23 protein-coding genes are annotated in these 22,781 nt (G+C 63.6%); 5 read left to right on the top strand and 18 right to left on the bottom strand.

The genetic code is table 11. The features are described from left to right. Positions 1–100: 100 nt before the first annotated feature. The 4 genes from HMI57_RS14005 to HMI57_RS13990 form a co-directional block, all read right to left on the bottom strand. On the bottom strand, positions 101–928 hold the full coding sequence (locus tag HMI57_RS14005; RefSeq protein WP_024477296.1) for a ParA family protein: 828 nt from the start codon (positions 926–928) through the stop codon (positions 101–103). 1,082 nt (positions 929–2,010) lie between these two features. After that, on the bottom strand, positions 2,011–3,801 hold the full coding sequence (locus tag HMI57_RS14000) for a MarR family transcriptional regulator (protein WP_346655216.1): 1,791 nt from the start codon (positions 3,799–3,801) through the stop codon (positions 2,011–2,013). A gap of 414 nt (positions 3,802–4,215) precedes the next feature. Continuing rightward, on the bottom strand, positions 4,216–4,446 hold the full coding sequence (locus tag HMI57_RS13995) for a hypothetical protein (RefSeq protein ID WP_024477298.1): 231 nt from the start codon (positions 4,444–4,446) through the stop codon (positions 4,216–4,218). A gap of 412 nt (positions 4,447–4,858) precedes the next feature. Next, complete coding sequence (locus HMI57_RS13990; RefSeq protein WP_171586612.1) at positions 4,859–5,335, bottom strand: hypothetical protein; 477 nt, start codon at positions 5,333–5,335, stop codon at positions 4,859–4,861. Positions 5,336–5,409: 74 nt separating this feature from the next. On the opposite strand from HMI57_RS13990, the gene HMI57_RS13985 reads away from it, so the two are divergent. Together HMI57_RS13985 and HMI57_RS13980 are read left to right on the top strand one after the other, a co-directional pair. Next, positions 5,410–8,424: a Tn3 family transposase gene (locus HMI57_RS13985; protein WP_171586611.1), complete on the top strand. Its 3,015-nt coding sequence runs from the start codon at positions 5,410–5,412 to the stop codon at positions 8,422–8,424. A gap of 224 nt (positions 8,425–8,648) precedes the next feature. Continuing rightward, positions 8,649–9,260: a recombinase family protein gene (locus HMI57_RS13980; protein WP_169997921.1), complete on the top strand. Its 612-nt coding sequence runs from the start codon at positions 8,649–8,651 to the stop codon at positions 9,258–9,260. 100 nt (positions 9,261–9,360) lie between these two features. Here the strand turns inward: HMI57_RS13980 and HMI57_RS13975 are convergent, their stop codons facing one another. The 10 genes from HMI57_RS13975 to HMI57_RS13930 all read right to left on the bottom strand — a co-directional run bounded on the left by HMI57_RS13975 (position 9,361) and on the right by HMI57_RS13930 (position 17,360). Next, a complete protein-coding gene (locus tag HMI57_RS13975; RefSeq protein WP_171586610.1) occupies positions 9,361–10,569 on the bottom strand; it encodes an MFS transporter in 1,209 nt (402 codons plus the stop codon). 265 nt (positions 10,570–10,834) lie between these two features. After that, the gene (locus HMI57_RS13970; protein ID WP_171586609.1) at positions 10,835–12,349 is read right to left on the bottom strand and encodes a multicopper oxidase family protein; all 1,515 of its coding nucleotides are present in this window, start codon (positions 12,347–12,349) and stop codon (positions 10,835–10,837) included. Further along, positions 12,346–12,618, bottom strand: coding sequence for an SHOCT domain-containing protein (locus HMI57_RS13965; protein ID WP_171586608.1), 273 nt, complete (start codon positions 12,616–12,618; stop codon positions 12,346–12,348). Before HMI57_RS13965 ends, HMI57_RS13970 begins: the two co-directional genes overlap by 4 nt. 84 nt (positions 12,619–12,702) lie before the next feature. Then, positions 12,703–14,109, bottom strand: a complete 1,407-nt coding sequence (locus HMI57_RS13960; protein WP_171586607.1) for an MBL fold metallo-hydrolase — start codon at positions 14,107–14,109, stop codon at positions 12,703–12,705. Positions 14,110–14,220: 111 nt separating this feature from the next. Next, positions 14,221–14,619, bottom strand: coding sequence for a rhodanese-like domain-containing protein (locus HMI57_RS13955; protein WP_171586606.1), 399 nt, complete (start codon positions 14,617–14,619; stop codon positions 14,221–14,223). 14 nt (positions 14,620–14,633) lie between these two features. Next, the gene (locus HMI57_RS13950) at positions 14,634–14,996 is read right to left on the bottom strand and encodes a thioredoxin family protein (RefSeq protein ID WP_171586605.1); all 363 of its coding nucleotides are present in this window, start codon (positions 14,994–14,996) and stop codon (positions 14,634–14,636) included. 77 nt (positions 14,997–15,073) lie between these two features. After that, on the bottom strand, positions 15,074–15,370 hold the full coding sequence (locus HMI57_RS13945; protein ID WP_171586604.1) for a rhodanese-like domain-containing protein: 297 nt from the start codon (positions 15,368–15,370) through the stop codon (positions 15,074–15,076). 45 nt (positions 15,371–15,415) lie between these two features. Beyond that, on the bottom strand, positions 15,416–15,757 hold the full coding sequence (locus HMI57_RS13940; protein WP_171586603.1) for a rhodanese-like domain-containing protein: 342 nt from the start codon (positions 15,755–15,757) through the stop codon (positions 15,416–15,418). A gap of 71 nt (positions 15,758–15,828) precedes the next feature. Next, the gene (locus tag HMI57_RS13935; protein ID WP_171586602.1) at positions 15,829–16,740 is read right to left on the bottom strand and encodes a sulfite exporter TauE/SafE family protein; all 912 of its coding nucleotides are present in this window, start codon (positions 16,738–16,740) and stop codon (positions 15,829–15,831) included. Next, on the bottom strand, positions 16,737–17,360 hold the full coding sequence (locus tag HMI57_RS13930; protein ID WP_171586601.1) for a rhodanese-like domain-containing protein: 624 nt from the start codon (positions 17,358–17,360) through the stop codon (positions 16,737–16,739). Before HMI57_RS13930 ends, HMI57_RS13935 begins: the two co-directional genes overlap by 4 nt. A 123-nt stretch (positions 17,361–17,483) precedes the next feature. On the opposite strand from HMI57_RS13930, the gene HMI57_RS13925 reads away from it, so the two are divergent. The 3 genes from HMI57_RS13925 to HMI57_RS13915 are packed head-to-tail and all read left to right on the top strand — an operon-like array spanning position 17,484 to position 18,578. Beyond that, on the top strand, positions 17,484–17,741 hold the full coding sequence (locus HMI57_RS13925; RefSeq protein WP_142117514.1) for a metal-sensitive transcriptional regulator: 258 nt from the start codon (positions 17,484–17,486) through the stop codon (positions 17,739–17,741). Positions 17,742–17,774: 33 nt separating this feature from the next. Continuing rightward, complete coding sequence (locus HMI57_RS13920; RefSeq protein WP_171586600.1) at positions 17,775–18,191, top strand: DUF302 domain-containing protein; 417 nt, start codon at positions 17,775–17,777, stop codon at positions 18,189–18,191. Positions 18,192–18,245: 54 nt separating this feature from the next. After that, positions 18,246–18,578: a DsrE family protein gene (locus HMI57_RS13915; RefSeq protein ID WP_216607494.1), complete on the top strand. Its 333-nt coding sequence runs from the start codon at positions 18,246–18,248 to the stop codon at positions 18,576–18,578. A 603-nt stretch (positions 18,579–19,181) separates the two neighbouring features. Here the strand turns inward: HMI57_RS13915 and HMI57_RS13910 are convergent. From HMI57_RS13910 to HMI57_RS13895, 4 genes are all read right to left on the bottom strand, one after another. Then, positions 19,182–19,409: a hypothetical protein gene (locus tag HMI57_RS13910; RefSeq protein ID WP_171586599.1), complete on the bottom strand. Its 228-nt coding sequence runs from the start codon at positions 19,407–19,409 to the stop codon at positions 19,182–19,184. A 77-nt stretch (positions 19,410–19,486) separates the two neighbouring features. After that, complete coding sequence (locus HMI57_RS13905; protein ID WP_171586598.1) at positions 19,487–20,989, bottom strand: chromosome partitioning protein ParA; 1,503 nt, start codon at positions 20,987–20,989, stop codon at positions 19,487–19,489. 90 nt (positions 20,990–21,079) lie between these two features. Then, on the bottom strand, positions 21,080–21,595 hold the full coding sequence (locus HMI57_RS13900; protein WP_228721122.1) for a hypothetical protein: 516 nt from the start codon (positions 21,593–21,595) through the stop codon (positions 21,080–21,082). 78 nt (positions 21,596–21,673) lie between these two features. Then, on the bottom strand, positions 21,674–22,741 hold the full coding sequence (locus HMI57_RS13895) for a CHAP domain-containing protein (protein ID WP_171586597.1): 1,068 nt from the start codon (positions 22,739–22,741) through the stop codon (positions 21,674–21,676). Positions 22,742–22,781 lie beyond the last annotated feature (40 nt).

Here is a 22,781-nt window from a genome sequence, read left to right as displayed (position 1 = left end):
TCTTCGACAACGCCGCGCTGTGCAGCCTTTCCCAAGCGTCCGCGTTTCAAAGCATCGAGAGGGTTCGTGCCTCCTCCCCTACTGGGGGCCGGCTCGGTCCTCATGCTTCGCTTTCTTTCCAGATCGCTTCGGCAAGCCGCTGCAGGTCATCACGAAGCGGCCGGGTGGCCGATCCGAAGTTCCTCAGGGGTTGCGCTGCAGCCTGTGCCCTGGCGAATAGCTCGCGATCTGGGAGATGAGGTGTGAGCACTGCATCACCGAAATCTTTTTCGACCCGGTCGATCCAATGGACCTGGTCGCTGCGACCTTTGCGGACCTTGTTGATGACCACGCCGATGACTTCGATGTCCTCATTGAGGCTGTCCTGGACCTCACCGATGGTCGCAACGATCTCGGTCAGCCCTTCGACTGAGGACACACGCGGCTCAGTCACTAGCAGAGCATGAGTGGCAGCAGTGAGTGCATTGATGGTCAGGAGCCCGAGCGACGGCGGGCAATCGATAAGGACGATGTCGAACACATCGGTGACGCCCTTGAGTGAAGTCTTCAACCGGTGCTCTCTGGCCATCATGGAGTCGCGCTCCCGGGAGGCAAGGTTTCGCTCGGCCGCGATGAGGGAGATGGGCGGGTAGTCCTCCCCCTGCTCCGTACGAGGCAGCCAGGCTTCGCCCGTGGAGATGATGGCGTCGGCAGCGATGCCAGGTGTGATCTTCTGGTTCTGCTCCGCGTCGCCGTAGAGGACGTCGTTCAGAGTGAACTCAGGGTTGTCGATTCCGAGGGCTGAAGTGGTATTCCGCTGAGGGTCGGCATCGATGACGAGTACAGTCTTGCCCAGATTCTGCGCAAAGACCTCGGCCAAACCTGTGACGAGGGTGGTTTTACCTACCCCGCCTTTCTGGTTGCAGACCGCTATCACTCGTGCCGGCATGTCCCGGAACCTCTCTTAGCCAAATGGATCGTTGCAGCACCAAACCAGCGGGTAGCAAAAAATCCACCGGCCGGCACCGATGTTCACCAGAGTAGCCTCGGGGTGACTCCCCTGTGTGAGCCACGCCCGGTGCAACTGGAAACAATTTCCAATTGCAACCCTAACCCTAATACCCCTATTACTGCCGTTCGTGTCATCAGAAGTATTAGGGGCATTGGTTCTATTGCAGCTGTTGGATCCATGCGCGCCATTAGGGGCTTTAGCGGCTTTAGGGGCATGAGAGTCGACCAGGGGAGACAGCCGATTCTTCCATGGAATGCACTCATCACCCCTAATAGGGGTATTACTTCGATTGGTTGCTCAAGAGTTAATACCCCTGTTAGGGGTGTTGTCACCGATAGATGTGTTAGGGGTATCAACGGTGCGCGGTCTGGTTGTATCGGACACCTGGACGCATGACGAATCGGTATGCCTGGCCCCGATGAGCTAGTGACCCCAAGCGATCCTAAAAGTGTCCTATCAAAGCGAAGGTCCGAGGTACGTAGCTTTCACCCCTAATACCCCTATTAGGTCCATTTCAGGTTATAGGGGTGTTGTACCTGTTAGGTGCGTTACGGGCGTTAGGGGGAATAACCCTGTTGTAGGTGATGCCTGTGTTGTGGGTCATAGGGGCTTTGACTCTGTTGTGTCTGTTAGAACCATCAGGGGTATCAGTGACAACACACCATTACGAAGTCTGTCAGACGTCGGGTGGGCTGTCGTAGTACCAATGGGTGTAATAGGGGCATTAGGTGCCTTGGCACTGTTGTCACCAATGGTTCTAGAGGTGGGGGAGTGGTAGGGCTTGGAAGGTCCTAGTTGACGCACCCGGCGCCCAACGTGTTCATTCAGGGGACAGGAGACTGGAGGGGTTGGCCAATCCTGCGCGGGCAGTACCTAGGTGGGGGAGTGGCTAGCCCAACCAGTCGATCCCTCCTTAGATTGAAATGGGACCGTTAGAACCTTTGCTTCCAATAGGGGCATTAGTTTTGTTGGGGCTGTTAGAACTGAAAGTTCCAGAGAAACAGGCTGATGGGGAGCGGTTACCCGCTGCGGGCAGAGAAAGCCAAGTCCGCAAGTTCCCAGTCATCAGATGGTCTTTCGTAGACATCCCAGGGGTAGTCCTCACCGGGGGAGAGGGGCTCAAGGGTAGCCAGGATCCGTGAACCCAGCCATTGACGCCAGCGTGCTCGTTCGGCGCGGTGGCGGGCTATCTGGGCGTGTACTTGGTCCATGACCCCGAGCTGCTCAGCGATGAGGTCCAAGTTGGCGGTGACGTTCACTGACCAGGCGCCGGCGGGGGAGCGGGTGGCGAGGTTCCAGGCGGCTAGTATCTCAAGGGCTTCGCTCACGGCGGTCCGGCTCATTCCGGTGGCTCGAACCAACTCGGCGGTGGTGCAGAGGAGTGGGGCTCGCTCAAGTTCCTCGTAAATGTAGGCAGCGGGTAATCCAAGCTCACGGAAGGCGGCACGGAGCGCATGAATCTTGCCCTTCCTCCATGCCAGGCTTCCCGCTGGTTCGATCAGGTCCTCAGGGATGGTGAGCATGTACTGGTCGGCGTGGGTTCCTTTGCCGCGCTCGATTAAAGTAACGAGGGCATTCGGCTCGCTTCTCAGCTCTCGAAGATGGGCGGCGACGGTGGTGTGATCCTGGCCGGTGGCTACGGCGTAGGAACGAGACCCGAACTCAATGAACCTACTACCTGTCATCCTGGCGGCCGCTCCCATAGCTCTAAGCAACATCCTGCGGACCAACCCTGCCCTAGACCCCTGGTAGCGGTGCTCCACGATAGTAAGGGCATTGCGCCAGTTGAGGATGAATTGGTGCTCAGCGGGACTTCCGTTTGAAGTACCGGCAAGAAAATCACCGCCCTGTAACCCTGCCCGGTGTGAAGGGGGCTGGCTTGTGGGGGAATTATGGTCATAGGTAACCTTCGCCAGATCGGGCTGTTTCTTCTCGAGCTTTCGCTGGGCCTGGAGGAACCGAAGAGCATTGTCCCAGTCGGCCTTCATCGACTTGAACCTGGACTGTGTCCGGTAGCGGCTGTAGAACTGCGCGAGGCCTGGCCAGATCCCGGTGCGTGCTCGCAGCTCGACGTCGGTGAGTTTCATCCCTGAAGCCGCGGCCGCAGTGATGACAGCCATTCGGGCTTCGGACGCAGAGGGGTAGCGGGCGGTGTCGTACATGCCGTGCTGGGCTATGTCGAGGATCCTGTGGGAAAGCCCGGTGATCGGCAAGGTGTCCAGTGAGCGGTCTTCCTTCACCCCGGTGATGGCACTCGTGTATGGCTCGACGCTGCGTAGGTGTCGGACGGCCGTGATCTCTGCACGCAGGTCCCCGACAAGGGCCTCCCACACATCGGCGCTGTTCGGGCGACGGACGACGTCGTAGGCCATGTTCAGGCTCATATCCAATTCCTGGTAGCCACCGGTCTTGTGCCTGGATCCGGGAACGCGCATACAGCCTTGCTTGAGGTTCTGGTGCTGCGATTTATCCAAGCTCGGGCAAGCGGCACCGAGGGCTTCAACCAGATCGCGGGCCTCCGAGAATCCGACACGCTGAGCTAGTGGGATGTAAATATGACGTCCACCAGTGGGGGAGTGATCGGCAATCCAGCGGGCTCCGTGACGGTGCAACCAGCTGGTCACACGGCGTACGTCGGCATCCACCTGGGATTGCCCTGCAGGTGCCACATCGAAGTCCAGGAAGATGGCCGCGCAGGTTCCGTCGGGGCCGAAAATCCTTACGGCAGCAGGGGCTGAGGGCAGCTGATCGGTGAGGTCCCGTTCGCTGTTCGCGGGGTATGACTTACCGCGGTCACGGGAAATTTTCACCCGCGCCTGGCCGGCTAGCGGGCGTGCAAGAGCGTTCCAAGCTTCGGCTGGGGTCCCGTTGACGGGCGCGACACGCGGCAGAGTGTTGCCGTGATGGTCTGGAAACGCGATTGAGCGCTGCTGTACTATGGCAGTAATCCCTTCAGGGGGATAGGTCTAGGACCTTCCGTCGTGATGGCGGACAAATGAGGACTCTGGCCCTCTTGCGGTAACTCGTAGGAGATCTGAAGTACCAGCTCTCCGGAGCTTGGTTAGGGCCTAAGTAAATAGAGCTTCGGTTCGGTTACTTATGAATCACCTTTCCTTTCTTTGGTAGTTGGTTGTTTGAGATTGGCTGTATCCGTCTAGCCGGCAAAACTTGCCGGATACGAGCCACAAGCTTGGAAGGCCCGCTTCATGCGGGCCTTCACTTGTTTAAGAGGCCATTCGCCCTAATGGAAGGGGCTGCTGAATGTCCAGGTTGCTGCAGTCACGTTTTTGCAGGTCACGGTCGACCATCTCCGCCAGTAGGTCGCTGACGGTGATGCCTTCGGCCTTGGCAATGGCAACGACAAGGTCGCGGCGTTCTCGGGGTAGGCGGGTCCCAACGAAAATGCGGTCGCCCTTGCTGCGCTGCCCGCCCCCGCGGTTTCCTGTTGCTGTCATCGTCTTGTCCTTTTAATCTCGTGCCGGGGGACCGACTGGGCGGTTTACCTCGGCCGCCATGCTGACCGTGTGAGATGTGTTGCTGTTTCCAGTTGACATGAAGCTATCACGCAAGGCAGTCGAACTCTGGGACCGGATGCAGTTTCCAAAAAGTCCCGACAAGCTTTCCCGGGATGCCCGGAAAATAGGGGCATTAGCGTCATTTTGGTTGGTCCCTTATTCCGCGCGGAGTTTCCAGCAGAACCGCCTAATGGGAATAATGCCCCTATTCCCCGAACCCGCAACATTGGGGCCGTTAAATTATTTTCCCCGGCGTGTCGGATGCGGCGCGGCGGGGGAGTGCGGCTTGAATAAGACCCTCGCTTCTGCACCTGTCTTGGTGAGAAAAATATCGCGTGATCGTGTCCCATTGTCACAGTCCTTGCGCTACCGCGCCGGCTGCGGCTGGCCAGGCGCGTTGTGTGGCTGGTTTTAAGGCGGTGTGTCGGATGCGTCCGGCTTTGAGTGCCTGGTCATAAGGAACGGTGACCACGCGGCGGACCAGTGGTGCGAAGCCGTCAGCGATACGGCGGGCTTCGTCGCCGTCCTCGGCTTTCCACTGGGAAATGATGACGACGGCGTCTTCGGCCAGCTGTGCTAAGAGTTGGTCTCGTGCGGCGAGGGTTTGCAGGGTGAGTTTCGCGGCCTCTGCGCGGTCCTCCATGGTCGTTGTGGGGATCACGAGCTGATCGGTGTGGCCGATCATGGCACGCCAGTTCGCGGCCCTTGCGGTGTTCCCTGAGTCCATCACGATCATGCGGTAATACTTCGCGGCCACGGAGTGAACGGCGTCCACCTCATCAGCGGAGATCTCGTGATCTCCTTCGTCGTTCTCATCCGAGCGCAGCACGTCGTACTTGGGGTCTGAGGAGGATCGGTACGGAAATTCACGGTAAGGGATCCGGTTACTGTTGAATTGGCGCCATGGCGGTTGATTTTCTAAGTGATGAGCAGGCCGCCGGGTTCGGGCGGTTCCCTGATGAGGTATCGCGGGAGGACCTGGAACGCTTTTGCTGGCTGGATGATGCCGATCTGGCGGTAGCCGGCCGCCGCCGGGGGATGCACAACCGTCTGGGATTCGCCGTGCAGTTGGCTACGGTGCGGGTCTTGGGCCGGTTCCTGACGGATCCGTTGGCTGTTCCCTGGCCGGTGGTCGAGTCCTTGGCTGGACAACTTGGGATTGCGGATGCCTCCGTTCTCAAGCTTTACGCGCAGCGGACACAGACCGGTTATGAGCATGCTGCGGAGATCTCCGCTGTCTACGGGTACGTGGAATTCGCTGATCCGGCCAGTTACCAGGATCTGAAGCTGTTTTTATCGGCCCGGGCGTGGACGTCGTCGGAAGGACCGGTTCGCTTGTTTGAACGTGCGGCGGTCTGGTTGCGTGAGCGGAAGGTCCTTCTTCCGGGCGTCTCCACGTTGACTCGCCTGGTTTCAGAGGTTCGCGCCGGCGCGAATGAGCGGCTCTATGCCGTGCTGGTTGACGCGGCCGGACACTCCTTGATCCATGAGCTGGAGGGTCTGCTTCGCGTTGAGGAGGGTTCGAGGCTGACCGCGTGGGAAAGGCTGAGGACGGGACCTTCAAGGGTATCGGTGCCGGAATTGCTGCGGCAGCTGGACCGGCTGGCACGCCTGCGGGCTCTGGGCGCGGAGACTGTTGGCCTGGAGACGGTGCCCGCGGGCCGGATGAACGCCCTAGCCCGCTATGGGCTGGCAGGCAAGGCCTCGGCGCTTCAGGGGCTGTCGGGCCAACGCAGGGGCGCCACTCTGCTGTGCGCCGTGCGGGCGTTGACGGCCGAGGTTGCCGATGATTTGTGTGATGCCCTGGATGCGATCGTCACCGAACGTGTGGTCCGCAAAGCGGCGCGGGAATCCGCAACAGCCCGGTTGAAGTCCCTGCCCCGCTTGTCGAAGGCGTCGCTGCAGCTGGCCAGAGCTGCGGAAACACTGGTTGAGGTCCTGGGCAATACGGAATTTTCCGGGGCAGATGCCGCATCGGTGCTTGCCGAGCAAATTTCGTTGCCCGAGTTGCGTGCTGCGGTGGAGGTTGTGACTGAGCTGGTTAATCCGGCCGGCAGCGAGGGCGACACCGCGGCCGAGATGATGCGCCGGTTCACCACGGTGCGTTCGTTCCTGCCGGCTTTGGCATCGGCGGCGCCCTTTGGGGCCACGGCAGGCGGGGCCCCGACGTTGGCGGCACTGACAGCGCTGCCGGACGTTCTGAGCGGCGGTAAAACCGGTTCAGGACAGGCTGATCTGTCCGTTCTCTCGCCAGCCTGGCAGCGCCTTATCAACACTTCCGAAGGGATCGACCGCAGGGCCTATACGGTGGCGGTAATGGATGCCGTCCACAAAGCGCTGCGGCGCAGGGATATTTTCGTTCTTGGCGGGCGCCGCTGGGGGGATCCCAGGGCACGGCTGCTGGCCGGCCCGGCATGGCAGGCGACCAAGCATGAGACGTTGAGAGCGCTCCAGCTGCCTGAAGATCCCACGGCCCACCTCGAGGGGGTCCGCCAGAGCCTGGACGCGCGCTACCGGGCGGCGGCCGGTCAATTGGCCGACAATCCCGCGGTACGGGTTAGCGATGACGGCAAGGTTCATCTCTCGCCCCTGGAAGCCAGGACGGTACCTCAGTCATTGACGCAGCTTCGGGGGTTGGTGTCGGCGATGCTGCCGCGGGTAGACCTGCCCGATGTGCTGTTGGAAGTTCATTCCTGGACGGGCTTCCTGTCGGAATTCAGCCACGTTTCGGAGGCCTCCGCACGGATGGAGCAGCTCGGCGTTTCCGTCGCCGCCATTCTGGTGGCCGAGGCGTGCAACGTGGGCCTGGCCCCGGTGGTCAAGGACGGACATCCGGCACTGACCCGTGGACGCCTGTCACATGTCGATCAAAACTATGTGCGCGCCGACACTCTGCGCGCGGCTAACTCCCGGCTGATCCAGGCCCAGTCCGGTCTTGGCCTCGCCCAGCGTTGGGGTGCCGGGCTGCTGGCGTCCGTTGATGGAATGCGGTTTGTGGTGCCGGTGGCTACCGTCAACGCCGGGGCGAACCCGCGCTATTTCGGCCAGGGCCGTGGCCTGACCTGGCTGAACTATCTCAACGACCAGGTGGCGGGCCTGGGTGCCGTCGTCGTCCCCGGGACGGTCCGTGACTCTCTGCATATTCTGGACGGGCTGCTCGATCTCGACGGCGGCCAACGCCCCGAAATGGTTGCCACCGATACGGCCTCCTACTCCGATCAGGTATTCGCGCTTTTCACCCTGCTTGGATACCGCTTCTCGCCCCGCCTGGCCGGCCTTCCGGATCAACGGTTCTGGCGCATCGGCACCACGGCGGACTATGGACAGCTGAACGCCGTCGCCGGACGCAACCGGATCAATCTGGAACTCATCACGGCCAACTGGCCGGACATGCTCCGCCTGGCCGGATCCCTGACCGCCGGGACGGTGCGCGCTTCGGAAATTCTGCGCGTGACCCAGAGCGGCGGGACGCCGACTCTGCTCGGAAAAGCTTTGGCGGAGTACGGCAGAATAGCCAAAACCGGGCACCTGCTGGACTTCATCGACATCGACGAGGGCTACCGCCGGCAGATTCATACGCAGTTGACGTTGCAGGAATCCCGGCACGCCCTGGCCAGACTCATATTCCACGGCCGCCGAGGGCAGATCCGACAGTCCTACCGCGAAGGCCAGGAAGACCAGCTCGGAGCCCTGGGCCTGGTCCTCAACGCGGTGATCCTGTGGAACACCCGCTACATGGACGCCGCGCTCACCGAGCTCTCCGGCCGAGGTGTGGGCGTAAGCGAAGAAGACGTGCAACGCCTTTCCCCGCTGGTCTCGGAACACATCAACATGCTCGGCCGCTACTCTTTCACCGCGGACCCCGCCGGCACACAGCTTCGGCCCTTCCGGAACCCCGACGAGGACCGGGACGCCTGAGCTGAAAGCGGCGCACTGTTTCAAAAGCCTCCGTTGGGAACGACCCGTGTTGAAGCAGCTTGTCTGCCGGCCGGACATTCCCTCGGTCCCTGTCAGATAGCGGCGTCCGCTATCGTTTGAATGACTCAGTATAAGTAACGGGTTAAATGACACTTTTTGCCTGGTAACAGATCTTGCTTCCGCGAGTCACTTAAACGAACGTATAAATGATGGAGGGCAACCGGATGCTGGTCGGCTATATGCGGGTTTCCAAAACCGACGGATCACAGACCACCGACCTGCAGCGCGATGCCCTGCTTGCCGCCGGCGTCGACTCCGGCCAGTTGTATGAAGACAAGGCGTCCGGCAAACGCGACGACCGCCCGCACCTGACCGCCTGCCTCAAAGCCCTCCGGGACGGCGACACCCTGGTGGTCTGGAAGCTCGACCGCCTCGGCCGCGACCTGCGCCACCTGGTCAACGTCGTCCATAACCTCACCGAACGGGGCATCGGCCTCAAAGTCCTCACCGGACAGGGCGCCGCCATCGACACCACCACCGCCTCCGGGAAACTGGTCTTTGGAATCTTCGCGGCCCTGGCCGAATTCGAACGCGAGCTCATCTCCGAACGCACCCTCGCCGGCCTCGCCTCGGCACGGGCCCGCGGACGAAAAGGCGGACGGCCCTACAAAATGACACCGGCCAAAGTCCGGCTCGCCATGGCATCCATGGGCCAGCCCGACACCAAGGTCGGGGACCTCTGCGACGAGCTGGGAATCACCCGGCAGACCCTGTACCGGCACGTATCACCCACAGGGGAACTGCGTCCGGACGGTGAGAAACTTTTTTCCAGATAGTCTGCCGGGCAGTGAACAGGGAACGGGAAGTGGCCTAAACCTACGGTTCAGCGCCGCGGGGCGGCTATTTGTCCCCGCCGCCGCCCTAATCCCCTGTGTGTCAGCCTGTGGGGCGGGGGTTTATGTGGTCAATGGGGCGCATGCGGATGGCCACGATGAAGCCGGAGAGCGCAGTCAGGCCGGCGACGGTCAATACGGCTGCCGGGATGCCGTAGGCGTCGGCGATGAGTCCCGAGAGCAGGGCGCCGACGGCGAATCCGCCATCGCGCCATAGCCGGTAGATGCCGACTGAACGTGCCCGCCACCCGGGGTGGGCGACGTCGCCGATCGCTGCAAGCAGCGTCGGGTAGACCATGGCGGTGCCGGCACCGAGCAGGATGACGGCGGCAAGCCAAATTCCAAAGTCATTCCCGAAGGCGACCATGCCCAGCGCCGCGGCCTGGACGAACATGCCGCCGGCGATCAGGGGTTTGCGCCCGATCCGGTCCGAGAGCGCGTAGGTGACCAGCTGCCCGGCGCCCCAGACGGCCGGGTAGAGAGCGGCGAGGATGCCGATGCGTTCGATGCTGAGCCCTGCGGCGGCGAACAGGACGGGGAAAAGTCCCCAGGCGAGGCCGTCGTTGAGGTTGTTCACCATCCCGGCCTGGCTGACGGAGGAGAGGGATTTGTCGCGGAAGCTGGTCAGGGTGAAGACGGCACGGTTGCTCAGCCCGGCCTGGCTTCCGGCGTGGACCGGGACATGGGCGGCGGCTTCGGCCTTGGCGTGGTGGTGGGTTTCCGGCACGGCCAGGACGGACAGGCCGAGTCCGACCGCGATGAAGGCGGCGCCGAGCAGGAACGGCCCTGGACGCAGCCCGTAGGTGGAGGCGATGTAACCGGTGGCCAGTGCGGTGCCTGCGACGCCGAGGTAACCGGCTGCTTCGTTCAGCCCCATGGCCAGGCCGCGGCGTTCGGGGCCGACGAGGTCCATTTTCATCATCACCGTGGTCGACCAGGTCAGGCCCTGGCTGATGCCGAGCACCACGTTGGCCGCGACGATCCAGCCCCAGGACGGCCCGTAGATCAGCAGGACCGGGACCGGGAGGGCGATGAGCCAGCCGGCGACCAGGACGGGTTTGCGGCCGTGGCGGTCCGAGAGGGTTCCGGCGAAGTAGTTGGTGGCGGCTTTGGCCAGCCCGAACGCCAGGATGTAGGTCAGGGCGGAGGTGTACTGGTCGAGGTGGAAGACCTGTCCGGCGAGCAGCGGCAGCACCGTCCGCTCCTGGCCAAGGGTGCCGCCGACCAGGGCGTTGACGGCGACGAGGAGCATGAACTGGGCCAGGTTCTGCCGCAGGCCCAGCGTGATGCCCGCTGGGGTTCGGGGCTGCCGGCGGGCGGGGTGTTGCCTGAGGCCATTGACGGATCCTGTCGGTGTTCGGTGCGGTATCCGGCTGAGCCGACGGCGGTGTCCCTGTGGAGCCGGCCGTTTACCCGCCCGTGTCTGTTTTGATTCTGGACGTATCCGCACCGGGGGTCGTAGGGCACAGGTTGCAGAGCCATGGGTTGCAGTGAGTTTTCCCGCGGTCGCTGGCTGGTCAGCGGGCTTGGACGGTGGCCATCATGCCTTGGTCTTCGTGGTCCAGGATGTGGCAGTGGAACACGGTGCGGCCGGGAAAGTCGTCAAAGGCCACCCGGACTTTCACCTGGCTGCGGGCGGGGACGTTGACCACGTCCTGCCAAGTGGGCCTGGTCACGTCGCGGCCGCCGTCCTGGACGACCTGCATGGGCCACACGTGCAGGTGGACGGGGTGGTCCATGGGGCTGGAGTTGGCCAGGGTCCACTCTTCCACGGTCCCGGCTGCTGCCGTCTCGTCGAGCCGTTCGGGGTCGAACTTCCGTCCGTTGATGGTGAAGGCCATCATGGTGCCCTGTCCGCTGCCCATGCCCATTCCCCCGCCCATGTTTTCGTTCATGCCCGTGTTTCCGTTCATGCCCATGGCGAAGTCCAGGGTACGGGCGGCGGTGACCGGTTCGTTCCGCAGATCGCGCAGCGGCTGTCCCTCGGGCACGGGCCCTGGGTCAGTGCCGGCGCTTCCCGAGACGGCCAGGGTGAGCAGTTCGACCGGGTCGCCACCGGGTACGTTGTCACCCCTCATGGCCCCGCTCATCATGGCGTTCATGCTGCCGCGGTCCACAGGGGCCGCGGTGAGGGTGGAGGATCCCTCTCGGGTTTCCACGAGCAGCTCAACGCGGTTGCCAGGGGCGAGAACCACTTCGGTGACGTCCTCGGGGACCGGCAGGCGTCCGAGGTCCCGGCTGAGCAGCCGGACCCCCTGGCCCTCCAGTGCCAGGCGCAGGTACCGGGAGGGGCAGGCGTTGATGATCCGCCACCGCTCCCGTTCTCCGGGGGCGGCGCGCAGTTGCGGGCGGACCTGCCCGTTGACCAGGACGATCTGTCCCTCGCGTCCCATCATCTGCTGCATCTGGTTTACCTCGGCGAGATTGCCGTCGGCGTCGAGGGACAGGTCGGAGACCACCAGCACCCGGTCCCGGGTGACCGGGACCGGGTCGGGGTCTTCCACCACGATGGCCCCGTAGAGGCCGGCGGCGACCTGGTCGGCGACGTGGCCGTGGCGGTGGGGGTGGTACCAGTAGGTACCCGGCGGGTGGTCCCCGGGCAGGCTGAACTCGTAGTCGAAGGACCCGCCGGGGTCAATGCTGACGAAGGGGTTGTCGCTGTTGCCCTGCGGGGAGACGTGCAGTCCGTGCACGTGCAGGTTCGTGGGAGCCTGCAGCCCGTTGCGCATCGTGATCCGGATCGTGTCGCCAGCGTGCACCCGCAGGGTCGGGCCGGGCAGGGAGCCGTTGAACGCCTGAACGGAGGCCTCCCGCCCGCCGACGCGGACCCGTGCCGGCGCGGCGGTCAGGTCCAGTTCCAGTACGCCGCCGCGGCTGGCCAGCACCTGGGGTTCGGCCAGGTCCTCACCCCCGGCGTATCCGGAGCCGGAGCCGGTGCCGGTGGTCAGCCACAGCCCGGCGCCGCCGGCAGCGGTAGCGCCGGCTCCGACCGCACCCAGTGCCAGCAGCTGGCGGCGTGTCAGCTGCCTCACGGGCCGTTCTCCTCCAGGATCCGCCGCCGTTCCTGGTATTCCTCGGCGCTGATCTCGCCGCGGGCGTAGCGCTCCTGAAGGATCTCCCGGGCCCGGGCGGGGCCGACACCGGTGCGCGGTGGTCCTTGCAGATCGGCGGGGGTGTTGCCGCCGGCGTTGCGGGTGAAGGCTTTGACCAGCACCACGGCGAGCACGACTACGCCCGCGATCAGCAGAAGCCAGAAGATCCAGGCAAGTCCCATCCCGCCCATACCAAAGCCGTTCATCATCAAAGGGGATTCCTTATCTCTTGTCGTGCACGGCCAGGCCGTTCCTGACCGTGGACTTTCAGGGGCCGTGCAGTGCCGGTGGTTCTAGGCCTTGGCTGACTGGCCGGAGTTCTGCCAGGTTTGCCAGCCAGCGTAGCTGCCCTCGAGCTCGACGACGTCGTACCCGGCCCGGCGCAGGGCGCTGGCCGCGACGGAGTTCCGCACGCCGGACTGGCAGTAGCTCACGATAGTGCCTTCGGCCGGAAGCTCATCCAGGTGCCACATGGCGCGGCCGCCGCTGAGCTGGTGGGAGCCGGGGACGTGCCCGGCGGTGTGCTCGGTCTTGTTGCGGACATCGAGCACCATGGCGGCGTCGAACCCGTCGAGTTCCTCGGGCTGGATCAGCTTCGGAGTGAAGGTGGGCAGCCCGTCGATGCCGGTAAGGTAGCCGGCGACGTTGTCGATGCCCACCCGTACCAGGTGGTCCCACATGTCCTGCGCCTGTTCCTGGTCCTTGGCCAGGAGTACCAGGGGGTTCTGATCGGTTTCCGGGTTCACCACCCAGGCGCCGTAACTCGCTACGGACTTGCCGGCAGGTACGTTCAGGGACCGGACCACGGTGCCCTTATGGACTTCGCTGTTGGGGCGGGTGTCGATGAAGGTCAGAGTGTCTTCTGCCAGGCCCGCGGCAACGATCCCGGTGGTAAGTTCGGGCAGCGGGGCGCGTTCGCCCATGACGGCCGGTCCTTGACGGTTTTCACGCTTCATCCGGCCGAAGTAGGCGTGGGCGTCGGGCTGGCCGTCGAGGAGCTCGGTGATGAAACCGGCCTCGTCGTTCGCGGCCAGGTAAGGTCCCCACCAGGAGTAGAGGCGTTCGTAGCCGACGGTGGAGGAGGGGACGGCGCCCAGGGCCTTGCCGCAGGCGCTGCCGGCGCCGTGGGCGGGGTGGACCTGGACGTAGTCCGGCAGCGTCAGGAACTTATCCCGCAGGCTCGCGAACAGCTGCTTGGCGCCCTCGAACCGGGTGTCGATCCCGCCGGCTGCCTCGTCCAGCAGGTCCGGCCGGCCCAGGTCGCCGGAGAACACGAAGTCGCCGGAGAGCAGGTAGCCGGGCTGGTCGCTGAACGCACCGTCGGTCACGAGGAACGACAGGTGTTCGGGGGTGTGCCCGGGGGTGTGGACGGCCTGGATGCTGATGTTGCCTACGGTGATCGCGTCGCCGTCGTAGAGCCGTTCACCGTCGAATTCGTACTGCCAGTCCGGCCCGCCCTCACCCGAGACGTAAATCTTCGCGCCCGTGGCGGCGGCAAGTTCGCGGGTACCGGAGAGGTAGTCGGCGTGGATGTGGGTTTCGGTGACGGCAATGATCTTCATGCCGTTCTTCGCGGCCAGGTCCTGGTAGACCGCGATGTCGCGGCGGCCGTCGACCACGACAGCCGTGCCGTTGGCCTGGCAGCCGATCAGGTAGCTGGCCTGGGCGAGGTCTTCATCGTAAATACGCTCGATAAGCATGTGGTGCTCTCCTTCGCGGAAGTGGTGGGGAGCGTTCCCCGTTGTTCTGATAACAATAATAATACCCTAGGGGGTATAACGCAAGGCCAGAGCTGGTCTTGGTCCTGAGGGTCAGGAGGTCCGCGCCGCCCGCCTCAAGAGGCGGTGCCGGAGGGAACCGAGGGAGCGCCGCCGGTCAGGAGGAGGGTTGTCGGCCGGGGCCGCGGCGTAGGTAACGGGGCGGCCGTTGCGGTACCACTCGGTGATCCCGCCGGCGACGTTCACGGTCTCGTAACCGTGGTCCGCGAGGATTTGTGCGGCCTGGCTGCTGCGCTTGCCTGAGCCGCACAGCAGGTGCAGCGTGGTGTTCGGCAGGTCCTTCAGCCGGGAGGATATGTCATCCAGCGGGATGTTGAGGCTGCCCGGTATGTGGGCGATGGCGTATTCCTCACGGCTGCGGACGTCGACCACCACGGCTGCGGGCCAGGTGGCGGCGAGTTCATCGGCCGTGATGGTCCGCGTGGCTGCCATGTGGTGGTTCCTTTTCAGGCCTGTTGCCGGGCGGTTTCGGCGTGGACTTTGTCCATGTCCAGATCTTTCACGGCCTGAATGACCCGCTCCAGTCCTCGGGCGTTCAGGGCGCCGGGCTGGGAGAAGACCAGGGTTTTGTCGCGGAAGGCCATCAGGGTGGGGATGGAGATGATGCCGGCCGCTGCGGCGAGGGCCTGCTCAGCTTCGGTGTCCACCTTGGCGAAGACAATGTCCGGGTGCTTTACGGAGGCTGTCTCGTAGGTGGGGGCGAACATGCGGCACGGGCCGCACCAGGCTGCCCAGAAATCCACGAGGACGATCCCGTTGTTCTCCAGGGCTTCAGCGAGGCTCTCTTGGGTGACGTTGATGGTTGCCATGATCCGTTCGTGTCCTTCCGGTGTCGTCCGAAGCGCTTGGAGGATGTGGAGCCCTGAAGGGAGCTCAGATGACGGGGTCAGGTGGTGGGGAGGCCTGCGCGGGTCCAGGCTGTCATGCCGCCGGCCATGGTGTCCGCGGTGTAGCCTGCACCGTTGAGCGCGTCAGCGACCTGGGCGGACCGGTTCCCGCTGCGGCAGACGGCGATGACCGGGACGTTGGGGTCCAGTTCGGACAGGCGGGTCTGCAGCTGTCCCATGGGGATGTGCAGGGCGCCGGGGATCATGCCGTCGGCGACTTCGAAGTCTTCGCGGACATCAAGGATCCGGGCCTGGTCGCGACGCTGGTCGGTTTCGGTGACGGTGATTTCAGCCATGGGGTTCTCCTTCGAAAGTTCCGGGTCAAAAGCGGGGTGGTGTGGTTAGCGGACGGTTTCGCCGGCCTGGCGCCAGGCGCCTATGCCGCCGCGGAGGGAGTAGGCTTCGTAGCCCTGGGCGGCGAGGAGCCGGGCTGCGGAGGCCGAGCGGACCCCGGAGGCGCACATCGCGATCACCGGCCGGGTTTTCTGGATGCCGGCGGTGCTGGTCTGCAGCCGGTCCAGGGCGACGTGTTTGGCCTGGGGCGCCCGGCCGGTGCGCCATTCCTGGGCAGAGCGGACATCGATCAAGGTAGCGCCGGAGGAAAGAAGGTCCTTGGCCTCGGCTACGGAGACGGTTTTGTAGGGTTTGCTGAATGCCTTCTTCAGGGAGCTGATGAGTCCCATGACGTTCATTCCTTTCGTATTGATCAAGTGGCGCCCCGGCGGGGCGGCAGCGGTACTGGCTCGGCTGCCGGTCACGCCGGAGAGTGCTGGCCGCTTCGGTGGGCGCTGTTCCTGTCGTTCTTGCGCAACGGGCAGGAGTTGACGAAAAACCAGCAGATTCCGGCAGCAGTCACGGCCAGGGCAGCAACACCGGCGACGATGATCCAGCGCAGGTCCTCCGGCGCCTGTTGGGTCAGGACAAAGGTGCCCATCGCCAGGACGAACCAGCCGAATGCTTTCCGCAGGGCTGTTTCCGGGATACGGCCCGCCAGTTTGGAGCCCACCAGGGTACCCACTATCGCGGCTGCCGTGACGGCCAGGGTCAGGCCCCAGTCCAGGTGCACCGTGGTGAGGTAGCCGGCGAGCCCGGCGAAGGACTTCATGGCGATGACCACCAGTGAGGTTCCGACGGCCACGGACATCGGCAGGCCGCCCAGCAGTGCCAGGGCGGGAACGACGAGGAACCCGCCGCCGGCGCCTACCAGGCCGGTGACCAGACCCACGACGGCGCCGTCCAGCAGCACCCGGCCCAGGGGAAGTTCGTGCTTCACGGGTTCGGCGCCGTCAGCCCCGCCGGCCTTTTTCCTGCCGCGGAGCATCGCGACAGAGGTGGCCACCATCATCAGGGCGAAGGCGATCAGCAGGACCTGACCCGGGATCCGGCCGCCGAGCAGCCCGCCGACGAAGGCGCCCGCCATGCCGGCGGCGCCGAAGATCAAACCGGTCCGCCACATCACCCTTCCGCCGCGGGCATGGCTGATCACGCTCACCGCGGAGGTGACGCCGACCACGAACAGGGACGCCGCGATCGCTTCCTTGGCCTCGAATCCGGCCACATAGACCAGGATCGGGACAGTAAGGATGGAGCCACCGCCGCCCAGGACACCGAGCGAGAGCCCGATGACCACGGACAGGGCAAGGACAAGGAACAGGGTCACGGTCACGACGCTTTGGCCTCGGCTTCTACGGCCGGGCCGACCGGGAACTGCAGGATGGCGCTTTCGCGGGTAGGCTCCTTGGCGGCCTTGTTCCACGGCATGGCCGAGATCGCCTGGCCCATCGCGCAGGTGTTCGTCGCGGCGGAGAAGGTCAGACCCGTGCCAATGGCGCCGGCAAGCATCCGGATCTTCGGGGAAACGAACTTGCCGCCCACCAGGCCCAGCATCACCAGTGAGCCGGCAGCCAGGCGTACCTGGCGCTCCAGGTCCCAGCGGTCCTTGCCGCGGACCACGTCGCCGCCGGCGGCCGCGAACCCCGGGACACCGCCGGTCAGGACGTAAGCGGTGCCGATGCCGGCACCGCCCAGGCGCTGCCGTGCCTGCTCGGCCCGGACGCCGGACTGGCAGACCAGCACAACGCGGCTGCCCAGCCGGGCCGCCAGCTCATCCGTGTGCTCGGAGAGCAGCGGCAGCGGCACATTATAGGAGCCGCGGATGTGCATGGACTCGAATTCGGCGGCGGAACGCACGTCGATCACCACGAGGTCCTGGTGCTCTTTGAACCAGGACTGGAGGGTTCCGGGGGCGAGTGCGGTAACGGCTGTTGCCGTGGAAGGGGACGTCATGGGTGGCCTCTCGGAAGGGGTCGGGTGGATACCCCACGGAGTATTGCACATACCCCCGGGGGTAGTCAAAACACCCATAGGGGTATATAGTTGAGGGCAGCACCCCCATCGATGGAGACCCTCATGGAACTAAACCCAACCGAACTCACACCAGTGATCAACCGCCTCAAGCGCGCACAGGGCCAGCTTGCCGCCGTCACCCGGATGCTTGAAGAAGGCCGGGACTGCAAGGACGTCGTCACCCAGCTGGCGGCCGTGTCCAAAGCCCTTGACCGTGCCGGCTTCGCCATCATTGCCACCGGCCTGGAGCAGTGCATTGTCCAGAAGGACGCGACCATGGACCGGAAAGACCTGGAAAAGCTTTTCCTCTCCCTCGCCTAAACAGCGGACCGCCGAGCAACTTCGAGGAGCATCATGACGTACACCCTGGCCACCACCGTCTCCCTTCCCTGGGCGGAAGCGCTGGAACGCACCCGCGGGGCCCTGGCCGCGCAGGGGTTCGGAATCCTGACCGAAATCAACGTCCGGTCCACCTTCGAAGCCAAGCTTGGCGCCGAAGCTGCGGATGCCGTCGGGGATTACGTCATCCTCGGCGCCTGCAACCCGGCCCTGGCCAGCCGTGCCCTCGCCGCAGAGCCCGAAATCGGTGCACTGCTGCCGTGCAACGTGGTGGTGCGGCGGAGCGAGGACGCAGCCGTGACCATCATCGAGGCCATTGACCCGCAGACCATGGTCCAGCTCAGCGACACGCCGGCCGTGAAAGAAGTGGCAGACGACGCCGGCACCCGACTCCGTACAGCCCTCGCCGGGCTGAGTGATGCAACAAAGTAAAGGTCCATAAACAGGACGCCGGCAGAAACCGTGAAAGATGGACACGGCAGGGGCTTGCTCATTCACTCCGCTGGGCCGCTTGAGCAGGACGCCCTTGCCGGCATCCTCCGCCGCGCCTCCAACGCCCGTGCCGCACTCACCCCGGGAACTGGCATCGAAGTGGTGGTCCAGGGCCCCGGCGTCAAACTCCTCGCCACAAACTCACCCGCCACGGAGGCCGTCAATAGCGCCCGGCACCTGGACGTGAGCATCCTTGCCTGCGGCAACAGCATGCGCTCAGCAGGCCTGGAAGAAAAAGGCCTCGCTCCCGGCATTGACATGGTTCCCGCGGCCATCTCCCACCTGGCCCAGCGCCAATGGGACGGCTGGGCCTACGCCAGGCTCTAAATTAGGTGGCTCTCCGGACGCGCGCTCCGCGCCGGACAAGGCACAAAACACGATCTCTGCGTAGCCCCGTACAACCCGTGCAGACGACTTCGGACATTCAAGTGCAGACGACTTCTGAAACTAACAGCCTGTTCACCTCCAATTCCTCCGTCGATGTCGCGTTCGCCCTTCCCAAGAAAGCGCCCGGTCAAGTCTCCAAACAGGACGCGTAAAAGGGCGCCTGACGCCTAACGTGAAATTTCGTACCGATCCTCCTCAGACCCCGAGGTCAGGGTCATTCTCAAGCTGCCGTGGAACCCGCCTGTGAGGGCTTTGAGGTACTGGGCCGAGAATACCGCCGTCGAGAGGCTGGTCTGTGCGCTTATGGTCCTCAGGGACAACAGTTAGCTCTGCGCCGGGGGAGCGGTACCGGCCCCGGATCTTCCGGCGCGGCGTAGCTGAATCTGTTTCAGTATCAATTATTGCGTGTAGAGTGGGCAGCATAAATGGACCCCTTTGAGGGTGTGTTTATGGAAGCCCTTCACCCGGTAGCCGCCAAGCATTTGGGGTGGAGAGCTGGAATAACTCGTATGAAGGCCCGCCGTCTAGGCGGGCCTTCTTCGTTTAACTAGCTTTGTAGAGGGGCAGCGTCTCCTGACCAGTTAGCTGTTCAAGGTCAATGGTTGCCAGCTTTTCCGCCATGACTTCGGCAATAAAGGAGCTGGCCGAGATCCCCTGTGCATCGGCAACGGCAAAGAGTTTTTCTGCTTGAGCCGTGGGGATTCGGGTCGTCAGAACGTGGCGGTCCCCCTTAGATGGGCGTCCACCGGATGCGCGTTTCTGAATTGCCATACGTCGAACTCTAGGTTTCTGAAACGCGTAAGTGGTGGACGCGGCGGGCGTGTCGCGCATTATTTGGTGTCCCAAGCTCACAATCCCTGCGCTACGGCTGCTGCTGCTGCGAGCCAAGCACGCTGTGTGGCTGGTTTCAAAGCAGTGTGTCGGATGCGTCCGGCTTTGAGCGCCTGGTCATAAGGAACGGTGACCACGCGGCGGACCAGTGGTGCGAAGCCGTCAGCGATTCGGCGGGCTTCGTCGCCGTCCTCGGCTTTCCACTGGGAAATGATGACGACGGCGTTTTCGGCCAACTGGGCTGAGTGCTCATCTCGTGCTGCGAGAGTTTGCAGGGTGAGTTTCGCGGCCTCTGCGCGGTCCTCCATGGTCGTTGTGGGGATGACGAGCTGATTGGTGTGGCCGATCATGGCCCGCCAATTCGCGGCCCTTGCGGTGTTTCCGCTGTCCATCACGATCATGCGGTAATACTTGGCGGCTACGGTGTGAACGGCGTCCACTTCGTCAGCGGAGATCTCGTGATCTCCTTCGTCGTTCTCGTCCGAGCGCAGCACGTCGTACTTGTCCTCGGTCTGGTGGTGCACGTAGTGGGCCAGCAGGGCGTTGTGCGCGGTGGGGGAGAGTAGCTGCTCTTTATCGCGCAGCAGATCCAGCACGCTTGACGTGTGGGGGCCTTGCTCGGTCCGCCAGCCGAGAGTGCCTTGGTTCTCGTTGTTGTCCCACGCGAGGACACCACCACCGCCGTAGCGGGCGAATACTGCCGCCAGGGCTGCCACGGTCGGGGTCTTGTTCGCTCCGCCTTTACGGTTCACCACGGCGATAGTGCGCGGTCCCGGCCAGTGCTGGGAGACAGCGTGAATGTCGGCGCGTTCGGCCATTTCCGATTCGGAAGGGCTCATACGCAGACCCATCCGGCTCATGGCACCACGGAATCCGCGGGTCGCTGGCTGCACCACGGGATCGCTGACCAGGAACGACGTATCTTTCAGGCTCCGCCGGGTAAGCGGTTCAGGGGTTGGCGCTGCTGCCGGTGTGCTTGGGGCGGCAGCGGTCGGCGCAGTGTCCGGGGACACTGCCTGCGGTGCCTGTGCCGGCGCCTGCGGCTCCTGCGCTATCGGTGCGGGCGTTGAGCGGGGCACTGAGCTTATCGGCGGCACAGAGGCGCTGGTGGCCTCCTGCGCGGGAGCCGCAGCTGGCTCGATGGGAGGCAGCGGCCTTTTGATGGTGTCCTCGCTCACCGTGTCGTCTACATGAATCACGGGCGGTGCCGTAGTCGTGACCGGGGTTTCGGCCCGTCGCCTACGGCCCTTGGTTTCAGCAGCGATTTCTTCAATGTTCCCGTCAGGGTGCACGACGAGTTCGCCGTCTCCCTCGGGGCCTTCGGTATAGACGCGGATCGGGCGGCTAAGGACGCCGGCTAGATCAATGACGATGTTCATGGCCTCGCGGCGCAGCGTGGTTTCGTCGGGGGCGTCGATGGGCCGGGAGTTCCCGGAAATGACGACTTCTCCGGTGCCGTTGGCACGGACAATAGCTTTCACATTGGGGAAGGCCGGTACTTCGACCTGGTTGATAGTCATGGTGCTGGTTTCCTTACATCAGAGGCGGAACGGTAAGCGAATGAAGGAGTAGATGAGTATTAGCTCATTTACTCAATAATCGTGGTGTGGTTAATTAGCACCTTCGGGCGGGTAGAGCCGGTTCACTTTCCACGGCTCATCCTGGCCCTGGCGTAGGAGCTGAACCCCGTAGTCGCCTATGTCAGTGGGCACGGTAGCAATCACACCGAACCCGTTGGTTTCATCAATGTCCAGGGTCGCGGGGCCAGTCACTTCTTTTACTGGAACGTTCGCCGGGTCCACTGCTGAATAGGAAGTAGTCGCCTCGGGGGTGAGCCAGCGGGCGAAATCGTTGGCCCACTGGGTTTCCTCCACGTCGGGGCGGGCGAAGTCCGCTAACGCATCCTCAGCTACCTGCTTGGCCGCGTCCTCATCCTCGGGAGTCCATTCAGGATTCTCGGGCACCTCGTCCGCGTTAGGTGCCTGCGGGCCGTCTCCGACGCTCTGTGAAGGCGTATAGGTGCTTGTCGGTGTCGGCTCCGGTGTTGTCGTGGCTTCCTCACTGCTGGAGCTGGTCTGGTCGCCGCTGAAACACGCTGTGCAGAGCAGAACCGTTACAGCTGTCATGCCTAGACTGCCAGCACGGAAATACATCTTTCTGTGTTTCCGTGCGTTTGGGAGTGGGGTAGTCATGTGGTGTTCTCCTTAGTCGTCGCCGGGGAAGTAGAGGTAGGCGCTAACTTCGTCGGGCTGAATGTTGCGGGTGCTGTACTGGTGATCGTCAGGTGGTGCCATGCCGTTGTATTCCTCGATCGCCACTGTGCCGTCGTCGTTGATTCCGGCGACGATAGCGACGTGGCCGACTGATCCGGCCCCGCCGACGTTGGCCGCGTAGTAGGCCACGGCTCCGACTTCTGGTTCCTGGCCGCTATCCCAGCCTTGCCGGTTCCAAGCGTTGAGCCATTGTTCGGCGTTTCCGAGGGTGAGGTCTGAGTTGTGGAACTTCCATGGATCGCTGGTAACGCCGGCCATGGCATTAAGCCGCCACAGGGCGAAGTCTGTGCACTCCCGGTTGTACATGCCCAGCGGGGACACGGCCCCTGATGGGCACGTCCCTCCGATAGCGCAGTAAGGGGAGTTAGGCCACGGCAGATCGTCGCCTTCACCGCCGAGCTGCGGGCCACCGGTGAGGCAGGTTTCGAGTCCTTCAATGTCAGCGACGGCTTCAACGACGTCGATAGCATCGGTCCAGTATTGGGTGTAGTGGAACGGGTCAGCATTGCGCTGCACCCGGTGAGCGGCCTCACTGGGGGAGAGGGATTCCCAGCCGTCAACGTCCTGGAGTGCGTTGAAAAAGTTAGTCGAGCTGATCGTGGGGTCCATCCGGTCTTCGTAAGAACCCCAAGCGCCGTTATCGCGCTGCTGGAACAAACCCCGACTATCCGGGCCGGGTCCGTCGCCACGGTCGAGCACCTGGAGACTGGATTCACCCATAGCGGTCATCACGCCGATGGTCTGACCCTTCACACTCAGATCCAGTGCTTCGCCCGCGCTCACAATCAGGGCGGCATTAACCAACTGTTCCCCGGAATACCCGGCAATCGTTTCCGTGGGCAGATCCTCAGGGTCTATCTCTGAATCACTGGCGGGAGTGCAGTCACTCGCTGACGCGGTCTGGTCACTACTACCGAGGAGCACCAGCATCAGGATCAGCCCAAGAAACAGCGTCGGCACTAAAACCACCGCCGTGTAGAACAGACCTTTAGACTGCATACATACCTATCGTCACCAACCAGCACTCACATCTTTACGG

It is taken from the genome of Arthrobacter sp. 260 (assembly GCF_013116745.1).
In the GTDB taxonomy this organism is placed as follows: Bacteria; Actinomycetota; Actinomycetes; order Actinomycetales; family Micrococcaceae; genus Arthrobacter_D.
The sequence above is the reverse complement of the archived record's forward strand: the minus strand, read 5'-3'. Positions and strand labels throughout refer to the sequence as shown.

Excerpts from the sequence above, each read along its gene's own strand:
- HMI57_RS14005 (WP_024477296.1), bottom strand. The coding sequence starts at position 928 with ATGCCGGCACGAGTGATAGCGGTCTGCAACCAGAAAGGCGGGGTAGGT.
- HMI57_RS13995 (WP_024477298.1), bottom strand. The coding sequence starts at position 4,446 with ATGACAGCAACAGGAAACCGCGGGGGCGGGCAGCGCAGCAAGGGCGAC.
- HMI57_RS13985 (WP_171586611.1), top strand. The coding sequence starts at position 5,410 with ATGGCGGTTGATTTTCTAAGTGATGAGCAGGCCGCCGGGTTCGGGCGG.
- HMI57_RS13980 (WP_169997921.1), top strand. The coding sequence starts at position 8,649 with ATGCTGGTCGGCTATATGCGGGTTTCCAAAACCGACGGATCACAGACC.
- HMI57_RS13975 (WP_171586610.1), bottom strand. The coding sequence starts at position 10,569 with ATGCTCCTCGTCGCCGTCAACGCCCTGGTCGGCGGCACCCTTGGCCAG.
- HMI57_RS13965 (WP_171586608.1), bottom strand. The coding sequence starts at position 12,618 with ATGATGAACGGCTTTGGTATGGGCGGGATGGGACTTGCCTGGATCTTC.
- HMI57_RS13960 (WP_171586607.1), bottom strand. The coding sequence starts at position 14,109 with ATGCTTATCGAGCGTATTTACGATGAAGACCTCGCCCAGGCCAGCTAC.
- HMI57_RS13955 (WP_171586606.1), bottom strand. The coding sequence starts at position 14,619 with ATGGCAGCCACGCGGACCATCACGGCCGATGAACTCGCCGCCACCTGG.
- HMI57_RS13950 (WP_171586605.1), bottom strand. The coding sequence starts at position 14,996 with ATGGCAACCATCAACGTCACCCAAGAGAGCCTCGCTGAAGCCCTGGAG.
- HMI57_RS13945 (WP_171586604.1), bottom strand. The coding sequence starts at position 15,370 with ATGGCTGAAATCACCGTCACCGAAACCGACCAGCGTCGCGACCAGGCC.
- HMI57_RS13940 (WP_171586603.1), bottom strand. The coding sequence starts at position 15,757 with ATGGGACTCATCAGCTCCCTGAAGAAGGCATTCAGCAAACCCTACAAA.
- HMI57_RS13930 (WP_171586601.1), bottom strand. The coding sequence starts at position 17,360 with ATGACGTCCCCTTCCACGGCAACAGCCGTTACCGCACTCGCCCCCGGA.
- HMI57_RS13925 (WP_142117514.1), top strand. The coding sequence starts at position 17,484 with ATGGAACTAAACCCAACCGAACTCACACCAGTGATCAACCGCCTCAAG.
- HMI57_RS13920 (WP_171586600.1), top strand. The coding sequence starts at position 17,775 with ATGACGTACACCCTGGCCACCACCGTCTCCCTTCCCTGGGCGGAAGCG.
- HMI57_RS13910 (WP_171586599.1), bottom strand. The coding sequence starts at position 19,409 with ATGGCAATTCAGAAACGCGCATCCGGTGGACGCCCATCTAAGGGGGAC.
- HMI57_RS13905 (WP_171586598.1), bottom strand. The coding sequence starts at position 20,989 with ATGACTATCAACCAGGTCGAAGTACCGGCCTTCCCCAATGTGAAAGCT.
- HMI57_RS13900 (WP_228721122.1), bottom strand. The coding sequence starts at position 21,595 with ATGACAGCTGTAACGGTTCTGCTCTGCACAGCGTGTTTCAGCGGCGAC.
- HMI57_RS13895 (WP_171586597.1), bottom strand. The coding sequence starts at position 22,741 with ATGCAGTCTAAAGGTCTGTTCTACACGGCGGTGGTTTTAGTGCCGACG.